Source organism: Polynucleobacter hallstattensis, assembly GCF_018881835.1.
GTDB classification, from domain to species: Bacteria; Pseudomonadota; Gammaproteobacteria; order Burkholderiales; family Burkholderiaceae; genus Polynucleobacter; species Polynucleobacter hallstattensis.
Window position 1 is genome coordinate 1,152,862 of record NZ_JACVPO010000001.1, and the last position, 16,961, is coordinate 1,169,822.

The 16,961-nt window shown below is 47.2% G+C and carries 17 protein-coding genes; 7 read left to right on the top strand and 10 right to left on the bottom strand.

Translation table 11 applies throughout. The annotated features are described in order from the left end of the window. Nucleotides 1–39: 39 nt before the first annotated feature. From hemH to dnaJ, 4 genes are all read left to right on the top strand, one after another. On the top strand, nt 40–1,134 hold the full coding sequence (gene hemH / locus ICN26_RS06050; RefSeq protein ID WP_216267540.1) for a ferrochelatase: 1,095 nt from the start codon (nt 40–42) through the stop codon (nt 1,132–1,134). 82 nt (nt 1,135–1,216) lie between these two features. Further along, nucleotides 1,217–1,777: a nucleotide exchange factor GrpE gene (gene grpE, locus ICN26_RS06055; RefSeq protein ID WP_216267541.1), complete on the top strand. Its 561-nt coding sequence runs from the start codon at nt 1,217–1,219 to the stop codon at nt 1,775–1,777. A gap of 172 nt (nt 1,778–1,949) precedes the next feature. Then, nucleotides 1,950–3,881: a molecular chaperone DnaK gene (gene dnaK, locus ICN26_RS06060; RefSeq protein WP_046330755.1), complete on the top strand. Its 1,932-nt coding sequence runs from the start codon at nt 1,950–1,952 to the stop codon at nt 3,879–3,881. A 99-nt stretch (nt 3,882–3,980) separates the two neighbouring features. Beyond that, nucleotides 3,981–5,111, top strand: coding sequence for a molecular chaperone DnaJ (dnaJ, locus tag ICN26_RS06065; RefSeq protein WP_216267542.1), 1,131 nt, complete (start codon nt 3,981–3,983; stop codon nt 5,109–5,111). 14 nt (nt 5,112–5,125) lie between these two features. On the opposite strand, the gene panB is transcribed toward dnaJ, so the two are convergent. From panB to ICN26_RS06095, 6 genes are all read right to left on the bottom strand, one after another. Further along, entirely contained in the window at nt 5,126–5,941 is an 816-nt protein-coding gene (gene panB, locus ICN26_RS06070) for a 3-methyl-2-oxobutanoate hydroxymethyltransferase (RefSeq protein ID WP_216267543.1), read from the bottom strand. Nucleotides 5,942–5,958: 17 nt separating this feature from the next. Beyond that, a complete protein-coding gene (gene folK, locus ICN26_RS06075) occupies nt 5,959–6,486 on the bottom strand; it encodes a 2-amino-4-hydroxy-6-hydroxymethyldihydropteridine diphosphokinase (protein WP_216267544.1) in 528 nt (175 codons plus the stop codon). A 71-nt stretch (nt 6,487–6,557) separates the two neighbouring features. After that, entirely contained in the window at nt 6,558–7,958 is a 1,401-nt protein-coding gene (pcnB, locus tag ICN26_RS06080) for a polynucleotide adenylyltransferase PcnB (RefSeq protein ID WP_216267545.1), read from the bottom strand. Beyond that, complete coding sequence (locus tag ICN26_RS06085; protein WP_216267546.1) at nt 7,955–8,635, bottom strand: histidinol-phosphatase; 681 nt, start codon at nt 8,633–8,635, stop codon at nt 7,955–7,957. The genes pcnB and ICN26_RS06085 overlap by 4 nt, the downstream gene beginning before the upstream one ends. A gap of 6 nt (nt 8,636–8,641) precedes the next feature. Then, on the bottom strand, nt 8,642–9,400 hold the full coding sequence (gene hda / locus ICN26_RS06090) for a DnaA regulatory inactivator Hda (RefSeq protein WP_216267547.1): 759 nt from the start codon (nt 9,398–9,400) through the stop codon (nt 8,642–8,644). Nucleotides 9,401–9,412: 12 nt separating this feature from the next. Continuing rightward, nucleotides 9,413–10,402, bottom strand: a complete 990-nt coding sequence (locus tag ICN26_RS06095) for an AI-2E family transporter (protein WP_216267548.1) — start codon at nt 10,400–10,402, stop codon at nt 9,413–9,415. 73 nt (nt 10,403–10,475) lie between these two features. On the opposite strand from ICN26_RS06095, the gene purM reads away from it, so the two are divergent. Further along, nucleotides 10,476–11,528 (top strand): phosphoribosylformylglycinamidine cyclo-ligase, encoded by a 1,053-nt coding sequence (gene purM, locus ICN26_RS06100; protein ID WP_216267549.1) that lies wholly within the window; start codon nt 10,476–10,478, stop codon nt 11,526–11,528. Nucleotides 11,529–11,542: 14 nt separating this feature from the next. On the opposite strand, the gene miaA is transcribed toward purM, so the two are convergent. From miaA to murJ, 3 genes are read right to left on the bottom strand one after another with little or no spacing between them, the layout of a single operon-like run. Then, nucleotides 11,543–12,547, bottom strand: a complete 1,005-nt coding sequence (miaA, locus tag ICN26_RS06105; protein WP_216267550.1) for a tRNA (adenosine(37)-N6)-dimethylallyltransferase MiaA — start codon at nt 12,545–12,547, stop codon at nt 11,543–11,545. A gap of 54 nt (nt 12,548–12,601) precedes the next feature. Then, nucleotides 12,602–13,444 carry a SirB1 family protein gene (locus ICN26_RS06110; protein WP_216267551.1) on the bottom strand — a complete coding sequence of 281 codons (843 nt, stop codon included), beginning with the start codon at nt 13,442–13,444 and terminating at the stop codon, nt 12,602–12,604. Nucleotides 13,445–13,449: 5 nt separating this feature from the next. Next, nucleotides 13,450–15,003: a murein biosynthesis integral membrane protein MurJ gene (gene murJ / locus ICN26_RS06115; protein WP_216267552.1), complete on the bottom strand. Its 1,554-nt coding sequence runs from the start codon at nt 15,001–15,003 to the stop codon at nt 13,450–13,452. Nucleotides 15,004–15,156: 153 nt separating this feature from the next. Here murJ and rpsT point away from each other — a divergent pair, with 153 nt between their 5' ends. Beyond that, nucleotides 15,157–15,423 carry a 30S ribosomal protein S20 gene (gene rpsT, locus ICN26_RS06120; RefSeq protein WP_046330744.1) on the top strand — a complete coding sequence of 89 codons (267 nt, stop codon included), beginning with the start codon at nt 15,157–15,159 and terminating at the stop codon, nt 15,421–15,423. Nucleotides 15,424–15,498: 75 nt separating this feature from the next. On the opposite strand, the gene ICN26_RS06125 is transcribed toward rpsT, so the two are convergent. Continuing rightward, nucleotides 15,499–15,813, bottom strand: a complete 315-nt coding sequence (locus tag ICN26_RS06125; protein WP_216267553.1) for a DUF3579 domain-containing protein — start codon at nt 15,811–15,813, stop codon at nt 15,499–15,501. A 151-nt stretch (nt 15,814–15,964) separates the two neighbouring features. Here ICN26_RS06125 and argF point away from each other — a divergent pair, with 151 nt between their 5' ends. Next, nucleotides 15,965–16,912 (top strand): ornithine carbamoyltransferase, encoded by a 948-nt coding sequence (gene argF, locus ICN26_RS06130; RefSeq protein WP_216267679.1) that lies wholly within the window; start codon nt 15,965–15,967, stop codon nt 16,910–16,912. Nucleotides 16,913–16,961: the final 49 nt, after the last annotated feature.

Below are 16,961 nucleotides of genomic sequence, written 5' to 3' on the forward strand. Positions count from 1 at the left end.
TTATATTTTTTAGCTCTCTTTAATAAAGACGGATCTTCCTTGAATCAAAATCCCCACCTACGCCCCTCTAAGACAGCAGTGTTATTGCTCAACTTGGGCACTCCTTCCGCACCAACTGCTAAAGCGGTAAGGGCTTATCTCAAGGAATTTTTATCTGATCCACGCGTTGTAGAAATCCCCCGCATTATTTGGTGGTGTATTTTGAATGGGATTATTTTGCCGATTCGTAGTGGTGCTTCTGCAAAGAAATACGCTTCCATTTGGTTGCCAAAATTGGGTTCTCCATTGATGCATTACTCCCGCCTGCAAGCAAAAGAGTTAGGTGAGAAATTCGCAAGCCACGGTGAAGTAGTGCTGGTAGATTTAGCCATGCGTTATGGTGAACCTTCAACTCAGCAAGCCTTGGAAGCTCTGCAGGCACAGGGCATGGAGCGTTTATTGTTATTGCCACTATATCCACAGTACTCTGCGACTACTACTGCCTCCAGTTTTGATGAAGTGTTTCGCGTACTGGGGACTTGGCGTAATCAACCCGAGTTGCGTTTGGTTAAGTACTACCACGATATCCCTGCATATATTTCAGCATTACGTGACCAAGTACTTGGTGCATGGGATAAAGATGGTCGCCCAGATTTTGCTGCTGGTGATCGCTTTGTAATGTCTTTCCACGGATTACCCAAGCGTAATTTAATGAAGGGCGATCCCTACCATTGCGAGTGCTTGAAAACTGGCCGCTTACTTGGTGAGTCATTGGGTCTAGAACCTGGACAATACTTAGTTACTTTTCAATCTCGCTTTGGTAAGGCGGAGTGGCTCAAGCCTTATACGGCCCCAATGATTGAAGAGTTAGGTAAAACAGGCTGCAAACGAGTAGATATTTTTTGCCCAGGATTTCCGGCAGATTGCTTAGAAACCTTAGAAGAGATCGCAATGGAGGCGCGTGAAATCTTTTTGGAGCATGGTGGCAAAGACTACCGCTATATTCCTTGCTTAAATAGCAATCCAAAGTGGATCGATGCAATGTACGACATTGCCCATCAGCATCTATCTGGTTGGAGTTTAGGTGTTGAGTCTGATGCAGTATTACAGGAGCGTGACCGCTTGGCTGAGTTAGCTAAAACGAAGATTGCTTAAAGCTTGGCACACTTGAAATTGCCTAAATTGGCCCCATATTGTTCAGAAGTAGCCATCCTGATAGAAAAGTGAATTTGCATCTATGACCCAAGAAAATCAAAATCCATCTCCCGAGCAAGAACATACTGCTCCTGATCCTCAGGCTGAAGTTAGTGCACAAGCAGCCCCTGCAGATACCGAAGTAAAGACTCCAGAGCAAGAAATTGCCGAGTTAAATCAAAAGCTAAGCGAGATGCAAGATAACTATCTGCGCGCCAAGGCCGAGGGTGAAAATATTCGTCGCCGAGCCGCTGAAGATGTCTCAAAGGCGCATAAGTTTGCAATTGAAGGTTTTGCTGAACACCTCGTACCGGTAACAGACAGTCTCTACGCAGCCCTGAATGCAGAGGCTGTAGATGCCAAAGCATTTAAAGAGGGCCTAGAGATCACCCTAAAACAACTGCTGTCTGCTTTTGAAAAAGGTCGTTTGACTGAGATTAATCCTGCTGTAGGTGACAAGTTCGATCCTCACCACCACCAGGCCATTGCTTCAGTTCCTTCGGATCAAGAGGCCAATACCGTGGTTTCAGTGCTCCAGAGAGGTTATTCCATCGCTGATCGGATTTTGCGCCCAGCCTTAGTAACCGTGAGCGCGCCTAAATAAGGTATTAAAAGCCTCTAAATGGGGTTTTCTGGGTCAAAAAAGATAAAAAGGGCAGAAATCTGCCTTTTTTGCTTTTCAACCCTTGAATTTCTCTGCTTCGACCCCATTTATTCCTTATCGAATTATTCGCAGTTTGACGAAATAACACCTAACTTAATTTTTTGGAGCCATTATGGGAAAGATTATCGGAATTGACTTGGGAACCACGAACTCGTGCGTTTCTGTTGTTGAAAACAATGCACCTAAGGTTGTCGAGAACGCAGAAGGCGGTCGCACAACTCCTTCCATCATCGCTTATGTTGAAGACGGCGAAGTATTGGTTGGCGCACCTGCAAAACGCCAATCAGTAACCAATCCTAAAAACACCATCTACGCAGTAAAGCGTTTGATGGGTCGTAAATTTACTGATGCGGAAGTACAAAAAGACATCGGCTTGATGCCTTACAAAATTGTTCAAGCGGACAACGGTGATGCTTGGGTCGAGGCGCGTGACAAAAAAATGGCACCACAACAAGTGTCAGCAGAAATTCTGCGCAAAATGAAAAAGACTGCCGAAGATTACCTCGGCGAAGAAGTGACTGAGGCAGTGATTACTGTTCCTGCTTACTTCAACGATAGTCAACGTCAAGCTACTAAAGATGCAGGTCGTATCGCTGGTTTAGATGTAAAGCGCATCATCAATGAGCCAACTGCCGCGGCATTAGCCTTCGGTTTGGACAAGCAGGACAAGGTTGATCGCAAGATTGCCGTATATGATCTGGGCGGCGGTACATTCGACGTATCCATTATTGAGATTGCTAACGTAGATGGTGAGAAGCAGTTCGAAGTGCTTTCAACTAACGGCGATACATTCTTGGGTGGCGAAGATTTTGACCAGCGCATCATTGACTGGATCATTGCTGAGTTCAAGAAAGAGCAAGGCGTAGATTTGAGTAAAGACGTATTGGCATTGCAGCGTTTAAAAGATGCTGCTGAGAAAGCCAAGATCGAATTGTCATCTGCACAACAAACTGAGATCAATTTGCCATACGTGACTGCTGACGCTGGCGGCCCTAAGCATTTGAACTTGAAGCTGACCCGCGCTAAGTTGGAATCTTTAGTAGAAGAGTTGATCAATCGTACGGCTGGTCCTTGCTTGACTGCAATTAAAGATGCTGGCGTAAATCCTGCTGATATCGATGATGTAATTTTGGTTGGCGGTCAAACCCGTATGCCCGCTGTTCAGGACAAGGTAAAAGAAATTTTTGGTAAAGAGCCACGCAAAGATGTGAACCCAGATGAAGCGGTTGCAGTTGGTGCCGCGATTCAGGGATCGGTATTGTCTGGCGATCGTAAAGACGTCCTACTCTTGGACGTAACTCCATTGTCTTTGGGTATCGAAACCTTGGGTGGCGTGATGACTAAGATGATTCCGAAGAACACGACTATTCCGACGAAGCATTCACAGGTTTACTCTACAGCGGAAGATAACCAGCCTGCGGTAACTATTAAGTGCTTCCAAGGTGAGCGTGAGATGGCTGTTGCCAACAAGTTGCTCGGTGAGTTTAATTTGGAAGGCATTGCCCCAGCACAACGCGGTATGCCGCAAATTGAGGTGACTTTTGATATTGATGCTAATGGTATTTTGCATGTAACTGCAAAAGATAAAACGACTGGCAAAGAGAACAAGATCACTATTAAGGCAAACTCAGGTTTGACTGAAGAAGAAATTTTACGCATGGTAAAAGATGCTGAAGCGAATGCTGATGAAGATAAAAAAGCATTGGAATTAGTAACGGCACGCAACACTGCTGATGCTTTGGCTCACTCAACCAAGAAAGCTTTGGAGGAGCATGGTTCCGCTTTGGAGGCTTCTGAGAAAGAAGCAATCGAAGCTGCCCTGAAAGAATTGGACGAAGCTATCAAGGGTAGCGATAAAGCTGCTATTGAGGCCAAGACTGAGGCTTTGGGTAAAGCAAGTCAGAAGCTGGGTGAAAAGGCCATGGCTGCAGAACAGGCTAAGGCTGGTGGTGCTCCAGGAGCAGCCCCCGGTGGTGCCCCAGGTGCAGCTCCCGATGCTGACGTAGTGGATGCGGATTTCAAAGAAGTGAATGACAAGAAATAATCCCGGGGATTGAAAGTCATTTAACGTAGTTAAGAGGTACTTAAATAACAAGTCGGCCACGTGCCGACTTGTGTCATTGAGGTTGTTGAGAGGAATTTTGTGTCTACAAGTAAACGCGATTATTACGAGGTCCTTGGAGTTGCTAAAGGCGCTAGCGATGAGGAGCTAAAAAAAGCTTATCGAAAAATGGCGATGAAGCATCACCCTGATCGCAACCCCGATAGCAAAACAGCAGAAGCGCAATTTAAAGAAGTTAAAGAGGCTTATGAAACTTTAACGGACCCAAATAAGCGCGCTACATATGATCAGTATGGGCACGCTGGCCTCGATCAATCAGGTGGTTTTGGTGGCGGTGGTTTTGGCGGTGGCGGTTTCGCTGACGCTTTTGGAGATATCTTTGGCGATATTTTTGGTCAGGGTGGCGGACGTCAGTCAGGACCGCAGGTATATAAAGGCGCTGATTTACGTTACAACATGGAAATCACTCTCGAGCAAGCTGCCGAGGGTTACACAACTCAAATTCGGGTACCAAGCTGGAGTAATTGCAAGCCGTGTCATGGCACTGGTGCTGAACCTGGTAGCAAAGCCGAGAGATGTACTACTTGTGGCGGTCATGGCCAAGTCCGTGTCCAGCAAGGTTTCTTCTCAATGCAGCAAACTTGCCCCAAGTGTCGTGGTACGGGCGAATATATTCCGAAGCCATGCAAGACTTGCCATGGCAGCGGTAAACATAAAGAACAAAAGACGCTTGAAATCAAAATTCCTGCGGGTATTGATGATGGTATGCGTGTGCGCTCCGTTGGAAATGGCGAGCCCGGCGTCAATGGTGGACCATCCGGCGATCTTTATGTAGAAGTGAGAGTCAAGCCTCATAAAGTGTTTGAGCGTGATGGTAGTGATTTGCATGTTCAGATGCCAATCTCATTTGCAACTGCAACGATTGGTGGGGATATTGAAGTCCCAACGCTTTCAGGGCGCGTTGAGTTTCCGATTCCTGAGGGTACGCAAACTGGAAAAACATTCCGTTTGCGCAACAAGGGCATTAAAGGTTTGCGCTCAACTATCGTAGGTGATCTCTTTGTCCACGTCGCGATCGAGACTCCAGTGAAGTTGACTGATGAACAGAAAAAATTACTGCAGAGTTTTGACAATAGCCTCAAATCGGGTGGCGATAAACATAACCCCCATCAAAAAGGTTGGTTCGACGGCGTAAAAAGTTTTTTTAGTTAACTACTAGCTCAGGCTTATCCAGCAAAGCCGTGTTCGGGTCCGGGGAACTTTCCGGATTTCACTTCCCGAACATAGGCTTTGACTGCTGCCTCAATTGAGGCATGTCCATCCATAAAGTTTTTAACAAACTTTGGTGGCTTTCCAGGGCTGATGCCCAGCATATCTTGCAATACTAATACTTGACCTGAGCAATTCGCACCTGCACCGATTCCAATGGTAGGAATGGAGAGTGATTCGGTAATCAGCTTACCCAGTGAGGAGGGGATTGCTTCGAGCACAATCATTTGTGCGCCAGCTTGCTCGCAAGCAATTGCCTGCTCAAGCATGAGGCTTGCAGCATCTTTCGATTTACCTTGAACCTTATAACCACCTAGGATGTGAACAGACTGTGGCAATAGTCCTAGATGGGCGCAAACAGGAACACTACGTTCTACTAAATACTGAATGATGTCGATTTGCCAATCGCCACCCTCAAGTTTGACCATGTCAGCACCAGCGCGCATGAGTTCTGCTGCTGAATCTAAGGCTTGAACGGGGTCACCATAACTGGCAAAAGGTAGGTCAGCAATGATGAATGCATGGGTGTTAGCTCGAGCGACACATTCAGTGTGATAAGCCACATGCTCAACAGTTACTGGTGTTGTGCTGGAGTGACCTTGAATCACATTGCCTAAGGAGTCCCCAATCAGGATGGTTTCCACCCCGCTGCGATTTAACAAGGCTGACATGGTTGAATCGTATGCCGTCAGCATGGCAATTTTTTCACCCTCAGCACGCATGGCGAGGAGTTTAGAAATCGTAATTGGCTTTTCGCCTTGCAGGTAACCCATGGCGTGAGTTTAATGAATTAATGCGCTGATCGGCTATAAACCTGTTTTTCACCGCAATTACAGTTGCGGCAAGAGAGTTTTTCAATGCGCTGATCGGCTACCTTAGGCAAATACGCCTTGAGTTCGCCCAAATTGGGTAAAAAGAAATCTGGGGCAATTTCTAGCAAGGGAAGCAGGACAAACGAGCGCTCAATGATTCTAGGGTGGGGGATTGTAAGTTCGGTATCCGTTTGAGATACACCCTCAAAGGATAGGATATCTAGATCAATCGTTCGGGGTGCGTTAGCGTAAGGACGCTCGCGCCCAAATTCTTGTTCGACTGCTTGGCACACGTGCAAAAGGCCATAAGGGTTTAATTGCGTTTCAATTTCAATGACTGCATTGATGTAGTCTCCGCCGGTGGCTTCGAAGGGCGCGCTTTGGTAAAAGCAGCTTTTAGCTAGTATTTGGAGCTCGCAACGCTGCGCGAGGCACACAATCGCATCAGTAATCAGTTGACGCGTGTCACCGATATTGCCACCAAATCCAATAAAAGCTCGAGCCATGCTCATTCCAAACAAGAGAGGGGTACAGAAAAACTACTGAAACTACTTTACTGAATTTTTCTCAAGTCTGCTTAGTCTGCTGGAATTTCACTGGGTTCAGCCACTTTGGCTTTTCTACGGCGACGTCGTTTTGTGGGGGAGGCGCTATTGCCAGTCTCGTTTTTAACGCTCGCCATCAGAGCTTCTTGTTCAGTTGGGTCAGTGGCAATAAAGCTTGTCCACCATTCGCCCAGAGCTGAATTCTTTTCTCCCGTGGCGCAACGCAGCAGCATAAAGTCATAACCTGCTCTAAAACGTGGAGATTCAATCAGGCGATAAGGGTAGCGTCCAACACGCTTTTCAAAGCGGGGCTGCATGGACCAGATTTCCCGCATATCACTCTCGAAGCGACGCTGAATTACCATGCCGCTGCTTTGGCTGGCAATGGTCTCATCCATGGCGTCATGTAGTGCAGGAATGTTAGAAATCCCTTTGGCGATATTCTTTTTCCAATTGCTGAGCAGATCTGGCCAAAGTAGGGTGGCAAACAAGAAGCCCGCCGAAACACTTTTGCCCGATTGAATACGTTGATCGGTATTGGCAAGGGCAAGACGAACAAAATCATTTGCTTCTTTAGAGTCTGCACTCTGATCCAAGATGTGATCCAGTAAGGGCAGGAGGCCGTGATGGAGCCCCGCGTCCTTAAGACCTTGAATCGCAGCCCATGAGTAACCAGACATGAGTAGCTTGAGAATTTCATCAAAGAGGCGAGCAGAAGGTACATCGTGAATCAATTTACCTAATTTGGCGATGGGTGCGCGCGTTGCTGCGTCTAAGGTAAAGCCGGTCTTGGCTGCAAAGCGAATGGCGCGCAGCATCCGAATCGGATCTTCACGATAGCGCTTAGCCGGGTCACCAATCATGCGCAATGTCTTCTTCTGCATATCAGCCATACCGCCGTGATAGTCGAGTACGGTTTCAGTAGCAGGGTCGTAGTACATCGCATTGATACTGAAATCTCTGCGTGCAGCATCTTCATGCTGGCTGCCCCAGACGTTATCGCGCAAGATGCGGCCATTTTCTGCTACATGCTCGCCAGCGTTCTCTAGTAGAGCTCTAAAGGTAGATACCTCAATAATTTCAGGTTGGCCTTTACCAAAGAAAGTGACATGCACAATCTGAAAGCGACGACCAATGAGGCGTGCCTTGCGAAATAGTTTTTGTACCTGCTCTGGGGTGGCATTGGTTGCCACATCGAAGTCCTTGGGACCGATGCCTAAAGCTAAATCTCGTACGGCGCCACCCACAATAAATGCATCATAACCAGCCTGCTGCAATGTTTGAGTTACCTTCACAGCATTTTTAGAAAGTAAATCTGGGTCAATGCGGTGAGTTTTTTTAGGGACTCGTTTCGGCGCACCAGAGGTATGGACTGCAGTATGTCGGATCATCGGATCACGACGCAAAATGCGTTTAATAAATTTGGTAATCATGCAAACAGTTCAAGTATGGGCCACTGACGTTTTAAGGCTTCATCACGTAGGCGAGCATCTGGATTGGTGGCAACAGGATTGCTCACTTTTTCAAGGAGAGGTAAATCGTTCATCGAGTCTGAATAAAAATAGCTTTGTGGCAACCCATCGAATGCTAGATTTTGAGTAGCAAGCCAATCATGAACTCGTTGAATTTTGCCCTCCCGAAAACTCGGAATCCCCTTAACTTCACCTGTGAAATCGGCGAAAGGCTGATCTCCCACAGTGGCAGGTTCAGTAGCTACCAGATGTTCGATGCCAAAACTTTCTACGATTGGGCGAGTAACAAAGCTATTGGTTGCAGTCACAACACAGCAAAGATCGCCAGCATCTTGGTGGCGCTTCACGAGGTCAAGCGCCTGTTGACGGAGCTGGCCTGTAATGACCTCTTGCATAAAGGCATCATGCCATTCTTTGAGCTGTGCGCGAGAATGTTCGGAGAGTGGCTTTAATGCAAAGCGTAGGAACTCTTGGATGTTGAGCTTTCCATCTTTGTAATCTTGATAAAAGCGTTCATTTTGCTGCGCATAGTACTTCCTATCGACTACACCAATGCGCGCCAAGAACTGACCCCATTCGTAATCGCTATCGCAGGGGAGAAGAGTGTGATCTAAATCGAACAGTGCTAATTGAGTCATTAATATTTATTTAGGCTGCAAGAGCTCTCTAACGAGGGGCAAGGTGACAGCGCGTTTTGTTTCTAGTGAGTAAGCATCTAAAGCATCAATCAATGCCATCAGGCTGGGCATATCTCGATAAAAGCGATTTAGCAACCAAGGCAATACATCTGACGATAAAACCAAGCCGCGCGCTTGCGCAGCTTGCTGTAAGGCTTCTATTTTCTCATCATCGCCCAAAAGATGGGTTTGAAAGACCAAGCCCCATCCCAGTCGGGTGCGCAGGTCTTCTCTCAGTCTTAATGCACCAGGGGCAGCATTACCTGCCATGAAAATATGTATTGCTTCACTACCCTGAATGGCATTCAGGATACGAAATAAGGAGGCTACGAGGCGTTCATCAAGTCGATCTACGTCATCAACGGTAATAACTGAGGGTGCAGCACTGGAGCAAAGAGCAGGCAGATTTTCCTCCAGACTCACCCAAGAAATGGGTTCATTGGGAGTTAGGGGGAAGTGCTTCAAGCCTAATGGCTGAGCAGCATTGCCGATTGCACCGAGTAAGTGGGTGCGACCAGAGCCTTCTGGCCCCCACCAATAGATCCAGCGTTCATTGAGAGGGTTCTCACTGGCTAATCTTGGGGTATTCATTTCCCAGGATTTAGCTATAGTCAATAAAGTAGAGTACAGCGCTAGATTTTCTCCGGCTAAAAAATTACTTAAGCTGGGTTTGGGTGTGTGACCGATATCGAGTGCAAACTGTCTTGGTAGTGATGGACTATTCATTGCTGCAGTAATTTACTTTTGGTACCACGGACATTGGGTGTAGCGTGTCCAGCCATATTGCAAAAGCACCAAACCAACTGCGCTGATAGGTAATGCGAGTAGGACACCAAAGAAACCAAATAATTTTCCAAATAACAGTAATGCAAAGAGCACGGCAACGGGGTGCAAGCCAATTCGTTCACCCACTAGGCGTGGCGTGAGAAAGAAGCCCTCAATAAATTGACCTAGTCCATACAGCACTAGGACTCCAATAATGGCGCCACCAGGCCCAAATTGCAAAAGGGCCGCAAGGACTGCTAGAGTAAAGCCCAGGGTAATGCCGATATAGGGAATCACAATCATCAGCGCAGTAAAGACGCCTAAGGCGACCGCACCTTGAACCCCAATGATGCTTAAGCCTACGCTGTAGAAAACGGACATGATCGAAATCACAATCAGCATGCCCCGGAGGTATTGCGAGAGTAAGCCATCAGCATGCATTGCGAGGTGGTGGACCGTATCTTGTGCGCGGACCGGAACAATCGTTCTAACGAGTTTGAAAAAATGGTTCCAGTCGATCAACAAATAAAACATGACAAACAAGATCAGAACCGCATTAACGAATCCTGCAATAACCGAGCTGCCTGACATCAGCACAGTCTCCAAGGTGGAGGACATGAGCGCATCGGAATTGTCGTTAAGGTGCGTGGTAATTTTTTGAGTCGCACTGGATTTAAGCGTGCCCCAATCCACATCAATATGAAATTCACTCAACTTGGGGCCAAGCCAGGCTTGCGTATTTTGGAGCCAAGTCGGAAATTGAGCCTTAATTAGGGGGATTTCGGTTTTGAGGAGAGTAATAAATAGAGTCAGTATTAAAAATACGACAAGCAGGCCAAAAATCATGGCAATCCCAGCGGCCGCTGCGCGGGGTAGGCGATGCCTCTCAAGCCACAAGCAAACTGGGCGCAAGGCATAAGCCAGAATAAATGCAGTCAGAAAAGGGGTAAAAATTTCAGCCATCGTCCTCGAATCCTCTAGAATTCAATGATTCTACCGACCAAGTAGCGTTTTTTACTAATCTTCTATCTCTGCCATGAACTCATCTACCGATTCTTCCTCAAAAGGCCTTTCCTACCGTGACGCAGGTGTCGATATCGATGCTGGTGATGACTTGGTGGATCGTATTAAGCCTTTAGCCAAGAAAACCATGCGTGAAGGCGTGCTAGCGGGGATTGGTGGCTTTGGTGCCCTGTTTGAGGTCCCAAAACGCTACAAAGAGCCAGTTTTGGTATCCGGTACTGATGGGGTTGGTACCAAGCTCAGATTGGCCTTTGAGTGGAATCGTCACGATACGATCGGCCAGGATTTGGTGGCGATGAGCGTGAATGACATTTTGGTGCAAGGTGCTGAACCCCTCTTTTTCTTGGACTACTTCGCTTGCGGCAAGCTCACTGTCGACACTGCAGCCACTGTCGTTGGCGGAATAGCGACTGGATGCGAGTTATCTGGTTGTGCACTGATCGGTGGTGAAACTGCTGAGATGCCCGGTATGTATCCTCCAGGTGAATACGATCTAGCCGGCTTTGCTGTTGGTGCAGTTGAAAAATCTAAAATTATTACTGGTGCAACGATTGCCCCAGGAGATGTGGTCTTGGCAATTGCTTCTAGTGGCGCACATTCCAATGGCTATTCACTAGTCCGTAAAATTATTGAGCGTGCCGGAGCCAAGCCAACTGATGATTTGGGCGGCCGACCTTTGGGTGATGTCGTAATGGCTCCGACACAAATTTATGTCAAGCCATTACTAAAGTTGATCAATGAAATCAATGTGAAGGGCATGGCCCACATCACTGGCGGTGGCTTAGTGGATAACGTGCCACGCGTACTGCCAGAAAATATTCAAGCAGTATTGCATCGCGATAGCTGGCAAATGCCAGAACTATTCCGTTGGCTACAAATGAAGGGTGGCGTAGCCGATGCGGAAATGGTGCGCGTATTTAACTGCGGTATTGGTATGGTAGTAATTGTGTCTACTGATCAAGCTGATGCTGCAATCCAATCTCTCAAGGCTGAGGGTTTACATGCTTGGACAGTTGGTGAAGTTGTAGAGCGTCCTGCTGGCGCACCACAAACTATCGTTATTTAATACTCAGTAAAAACCTATTGATTTAGGCTTTGCTTGCAATACTCAAGGGCCGCGTTTAACTCAGTTGGGTTGAACGGGTCAAATGTTTTTCTTCCAGCAATCGCGCGCAACCAAGTTAATTGTCGTTTGCCAAGCTGCCGAGTAGCTGCCAGTGCCTTGTAGCGCATTTCGGCTTGGTCTACTTCACCAGATAAATATTCCCAGACTTGACGATAACCCACCGAGCGAATGGCGGGCAGATCACCATGCAGATCAGGATTTTTTCTCAATAGTGCAACTTCTTCTAATAATCCTCCAGTAAGCATCTCATCAAACCGTTTTTCTAAGTTCTGATGCAAGCGGGAGCGATCACTTGGCTCTAATGAAATGAGATTAATCCATTCTGGAATAGCCGACCCTTCCCTACCATCTTCGCTTGGTGAATCTGCCAGCAGTTCGGACATCGGCTTGCCCGTAATTTCATAAACTTCTAAAGCACGTTGTACTCGTTGAGAATCATTGGGCTGTAAACGCGCGGCAGTCATGGGGTCAACTTGAGCTAATTTAGCGTGCATCGCAGGCCAGCCAATTGCTTTGCCTTTCTGATCGAGGCAGGCTCGGATTTCTGGGTCTGCTGGCGGTAGAGATGAGAGGCCATATGCCCAGGCTCGCCAGTACAACATCGTGCCACCCACTACAACGGGAATATTTCCCCGATCACGAATTTCCTCGCTTAGCCGCTTGGCATCATTTGCAAAGCGCGCGGCTGAATAGGATTCAGTGGGTTCCAAGATATCGATGAGGTGATGCTGAACAGCAGCTTGCTCAGCCTGAGTGGGTTTAGCGCTACCAATATCTAATCCGCGATAGACCAGTGCGGAGTCCATACTAATTAATTCAATAGTCTGGCCTATGGATTTGGCATGTTTAGCCAATGCCATCGCGAGATGGGTTTTGCCTGCGCCCGTGGGGCCAACAATACAAAGTATGGGTGGCTGATGAGGTAAATGCGTAGGCTGAATGTGAGGTTCAGTTTGCATACCCCATTATAAGAATGAAATAAGCAAGCACTATTGAGATTGAGTGCGCCCTGCCTAATGCAGTTTAGTTTGGCTCTCTAGCGTGGCGATATGCTCACGAATATCTGCCGCATCTTCTGCGCCAGGCATTTCGCCTAAGTAGTGATGTAGATCAGCTATCGCAGGTCTCACATATTCTAGTTGTGCAAAGATCAAGCCACGATCACGAACCTCTTCAGCTGAGTCTGGCAACAAAATCACTAGCCGCTCTTGAATCCCCAGCAAACGTTCCCAGCGTTCATCTTCTGAATAAATCATTTTGAGATTTCTCATAAAGCGCGAGAGAATTTCTCGAGAGCTAGAGGCTCGCAAGAAAATATTGAGTGGCAGGCTGAGCTCACCGCGATAGCCTTTGGCATCGAGATAGGGATCGAGCATTTCTTGTAATTGATTTTTGGAGAGGGATTCGCCATTCAACGGATCCATGATGATTTCGCCTTGTTGCAAAGAAATACGCATCATGAAGTGATTGGGAAAAGATACTCCGCGAATATTTAAACCAATTTGCTGTCCAAGCTCCATCATTAAGATGGCTAATGAGATGGGAATGCCGCGGCGACTCTCAATGATCTGGTGGAGGTAAGAATTCTCAGGCGCGTAGAAGTCATTCTGGTTTGGCCCAAAGCCTAACTCGTTATAAAAGAAATGTTTGAGCAACTGCAGGCGCTGAATCGGTGGTGTGTCCGGAGTAATACGCTGCTTGATTTTGTTGCCCCACTGATCGATCTGATCAAGTACGCCCTGAACATCGAGATCTGGGTAGGCATGTTGTGCAACTGCCACCGCTGCCTCAGTTAGGGGGAAGTGCTCGTCTTCGGCTACGAGGGATGTGAAATAGTCGAGTTGTTGTGTAGGCATAAAGGCTATTTTGCATGACGCAGGAATTTTTGCCAGCGAATTCCAACAAGCCATAATGCTGCGAAATACACTGCTGCTGCAGCGGCTAACCAAGCAGCCAGTAAGCCCACTCGAATCCAGGGGCTAGATTGCAGTGCTATCCAATCATGTGCGGTGGCAGCGTAATACATCAGGAGCGCAAAAGGAATTAAGGCAAGCAATAGTTGCCCCAAATACTTTAACCATGCAGCGCTAGGTAGGGCTCCACGTCGATGCAGGCCAACCCACAGTAGTGCGGCATTTAAGCAGGCGCCAGCGCCAACCGATAGCGCAAGGCCGGCATGACCTAACCAAGGAACAAAAACTAAATTAGCTAATTGAGTTGCCACCAAGACCAGCAAACCAATCTTTACTGGTGTGCGAATATCTTGGCGGGAATAAAAGCCGGGAGCTAAGATCTTCACCAAAATAAGGCCAATTAGTCCAACACCATAGGCTGCTAGAGCACGCTGCGTCATTAACACGTCTAAAGCGCTGAATTTACCGTAGTGATACAAAACTGCTGCTAGCGGTTCTCCAAAAATAAAGAGAGCGATCGCACATGGCGCTGCCAATAAAAAGGTGAGTTGCAACCCCCAAATTAACAGTTCACCCGCATGCACCAAATCATTTTTTGCGTTTGCTTTGCTCAAGCTCGGTAGCAAGACCGTTCCCAGCGCTACCCCCAAAAGGGCTGTTGGAAATTCCATGAGGCGATCAGCATAAGAGAGCCAAGATACGCTACCTGTTTGTAAACGAGAAGCAATATTGGTATTAATGATGAGAGAAATCTGGGCGACCGAAACTGCAAACACAGCAGGCCCCATTAATTTCATGACACGACGTGCATCCGGATTTTTAAATGCCGCTGTAATTGCCCCGGGTAGCAGTCCTACTCTTGGAAGTAAGCCCAATTGAGCGAGGGCTGGAACTTGAATGGCTAGCTGTAATACGCCTCCTAAGAGCACGCCGATACTCAGAGCATAAATCGGCTGATCTAGGTGGGGTGCCAAAAAGATGGCACTACCGATTAGGGCTAAATTGAGTAAAACTGGAGTAAATGCTGGAATGGCAAAACGGCCAAAGGTATTGAGGATCCCCGCAGAGAGGGAAACCATCGAAATAAGACCAATGTAAGGGAACATGATGCGGGTCATGACTACGCTTGCCTCATAGGCTTGGCCGCCCTCAAATCCCGTAGCAATCACCAGAATCAACAGAGGGGCGCCGATAACCCCCAGGACTACCGTTAGCAGTAGGGCCCAAAATAAGAGCGTGGCAACAGCATTTACGAGGATTTGGGACTGTTTTACATCCCCTTGACTGGAGATTTCTCCCAAAATGGGCACAAATGCTTGAGAAAAGGCCCCTTCAGCGAAGAGTCTACGTAGCAAATTGGGCAGTCTGAAGGCTACATTAAAGGCGTCAGTCCACTCAGAAGCTCCAAAACTACGGGCAATCAGGGTCTCCCGAAGTAGTCCAGTAATTCGGGAGAGCATGGTGAGGGAGCTGACCTTAGCGGCAGCTGAAAGCAGATTCATAGGCTAATTTTCCCCTATTTATCAAGCGGCTGGGCTTTTTTAGTCCTTTAATGTAAAATCTTGGGTTTTGGTGAGTCAGCTTACAAATTTGGCGAACCCACACAGAATTTTAGTTAACCGTATTTTGTAATTTTTATATAGCAAGGTTTAAAGATGGCCAATACCGCACAAGCGCGTAAACGCGCACGGCAGGCAGTAAAACAGAATGAGCACAACTCTAGCTTGCGTTCAAAGCTTCGCACTTCCATCAAGGCAGTTCGCAAAGCAATTGAAACTGGCGACAAGGATGCTGCTGCTAAAGTATTCGCAGCAACTCAGTCCACAATCGACAAGATTGCCGACAAAAAGATTGCTCACAAAAATACTGCATCACGTCAGAAGTCACGTTTGTCTGCAGCTATTAAGGCGATGGCAGCGTAAGACTTTTATAGATTTAGGCAGACTCTAAAGTAATTTAGGTCTAAGCCCGCTCCTTATCAGAGCGGGTTTTTGTTTTTAGGGCTGGGATCGCGGTTTCGGTTCGAATTCGCAGGCTTCTTCGATTGGCAGGCAATTGTCTTTGGCAAAGTTGATGACAAAGTCGAGCGCTCTCGGATCGAGGTCTCTTAGTCTGGTATCAATAACAACGCAGGTTACTTTTGCAATAACCACTGGTCTGGCATAAGGTGAGTAAGTAAAGCGGGGATCACCAGCATCGCCTGGTGGGCGAAAAGTGGCCATTACCCCGCAAAGACGTTCGGCCCAGTCGCTAGGTCGAAAAGGTTTGCCAGAGGTTGTAATGCCTTGAATGAAAAGCTTTTTGTGGTTCAAGTTGGCGTAGAAATCGTAGTAAGGAATCGGTGTTACTTAGACCTTAGCTTAACAGTCTGCGAAGGCCCTAGGATAACTTTAGGAACTATTTTCGTGCAGTTCGATGCCCCAAACAATAATGCAAGCTAAAACTCTAGTAGAAAGCTCAAAAATGACATCTTTGGCAAAGCCCCAAGTGCCCGGCCAGGTTAAGCATTACTTGCAGTTTGCCGACCTGACGCGTAAAGAATATGACTATCTCCTCAAGCGCTCTGCTTGGCTTAAGACGAAGTTCAAAAGTTACGAGACTTGGCACCCCTTGCACGATCGCACTCTAGCAATGATTTTTGAGAAGCATTCAACTCGTACCCGCCTTTCTTTTGAGGCGGGCATACACCAGCTTGGTGGTCATGCTGTATACCTCAATACCCGAGATACCCAGTTAGGTCGTGGCGAGCCTGTGGAGGATGCTGCGCAGGTGATTTCCAGGATGACGGACATCATCATGATCCGTACTTTTGGCCAAGAGATTATTGAGCGCTTTGCCGCTAATTCTCGAGTGCCTGTGATCAACGGCCTTACAAACGAATACCATCCTTGCCAAGTCTTGGCCGATATCTTTACTTTTGTAGAGGCCCGCGGTGCCATCCAAGGGAAAACAGTTGCTTGGGTAGGTGATGCCAACAACATGGCCTATACCTGGATTCAGGCGGCAGAATGTTTGGATTTTCAAATTCGCTTCTCCGCCCCTAGTGGATATCAGCTGGATAGTTCCAGATTGACCGAGAGGGCTTTAAAGCATCTGACGATTTGCGCTGATCCAAAGGATGCTTGTAAAGGTGCCGATTTAGTCACCACTGATGTGTGGACTAGCATGGGCTACGAAGATGAAAATACTTCTCGTATGACTGCTTTTAAAGACTGGATGGTCGATGAAGAGCTAATGGCCTTAGCAAAACCAGAGGCTTTGTTCATGCATTGCTTGCCGGCGCATCGTGGTGAAGAGGTTTCTGCAGAAGTGATTGATGGCCCTCAAAGCATCGTTTGGGAAGAGGCCGAAAACCGTTTGCATGTTCAAAAGGCCTTAATGGAGTACTTACTCTGTGGCCGTTTGGATTAATTGTTTAAGTAATTTATCTTGGTTCTTTATTGATTCATTTTTTGATTGA

What these genes read in the sequence shown, in the direction of transcription:
- murJ (WP_216267552.1), bottom strand. Translation starts at nt 15,003, where the DNA reads ATGAATCTGCTTTCAGCTGCCGCTAAGGTCAGCTCCCTCACCATGCTC.
- ICN26_RS06110 (WP_216267551.1), bottom strand. Translation starts at nt 13,444, where the DNA reads ATGCCTACACAACAACTCGACTATTTCACATCCCTCGTAGCCGAAGAC.
- folK (WP_216267544.1), bottom strand. Translation starts at nt 6,486, where the DNA reads ATGGCTCGAGCTTTTATTGGATTTGGTGGCAATATCGGTGACACGCGT.
- panB (WP_216267543.1), bottom strand. Translation starts at nt 5,941, where the DNA reads ATGGGTTACCTGCAAGGCGAAAAGCCAATTACGATTTCTAAACTCCTC.
- grpE (WP_216267541.1), top strand. Translation starts at nt 1,217, where the DNA reads ATGACCCAAGAAAATCAAAATCCATCTCCCGAGCAAGAACATACTGCT.
- pcnB (WP_216267545.1), bottom strand. Translation starts at nt 7,958, where the DNA reads ATGATTACCAAATTTATTAAACGCATTTTGCGTCGTGATCCGATGATC.
- rpsT (WP_046330744.1), top strand. Translation starts at nt 15,157, where the DNA reads ATGGCCAATACCGCACAAGCGCGTAAACGCGCACGGCAGGCAGTAAAA.
- miaA (WP_216267550.1), bottom strand. Translation starts at nt 12,547, where the DNA reads ATGCAAACTGAACCTCACATTCAGCCTACGCATTTACCTCATCAGCCA.
- hda (WP_216267547.1), bottom strand. Translation starts at nt 9,400, where the DNA reads ATGAATAGTCCATCACTACCAAGACAGTTTGCACTCGATATCGGTCAC.
- purM (WP_216267549.1), top strand. Translation starts at nt 10,476, where the DNA reads ATGAACTCATCTACCGATTCTTCCTCAAAAGGCCTTTCCTACCGTGAC.
- dnaK (WP_046330755.1), top strand. Translation starts at nt 1,950, where the DNA reads ATGGGAAAGATTATCGGAATTGACTTGGGAACCACGAACTCGTGCGTT.
- argF (WP_216267679.1), top strand. Translation starts at nt 15,965, where the DNA reads ATGACATCTTTGGCAAAGCCCCAAGTGCCCGGCCAGGTTAAGCATTAC.
- ICN26_RS06085 (WP_216267546.1), bottom strand. Translation starts at nt 8,635, where the DNA reads ATGACTCAATTAGCACTGTTCGATTTAGATCACACTCTTCTCCCCTGC.
- ICN26_RS06095 (WP_216267548.1), bottom strand. Translation starts at nt 10,402, where the DNA reads ATGGCTGAAATTTTTACCCCTTTTCTGACTGCATTTATTCTGGCTTAT.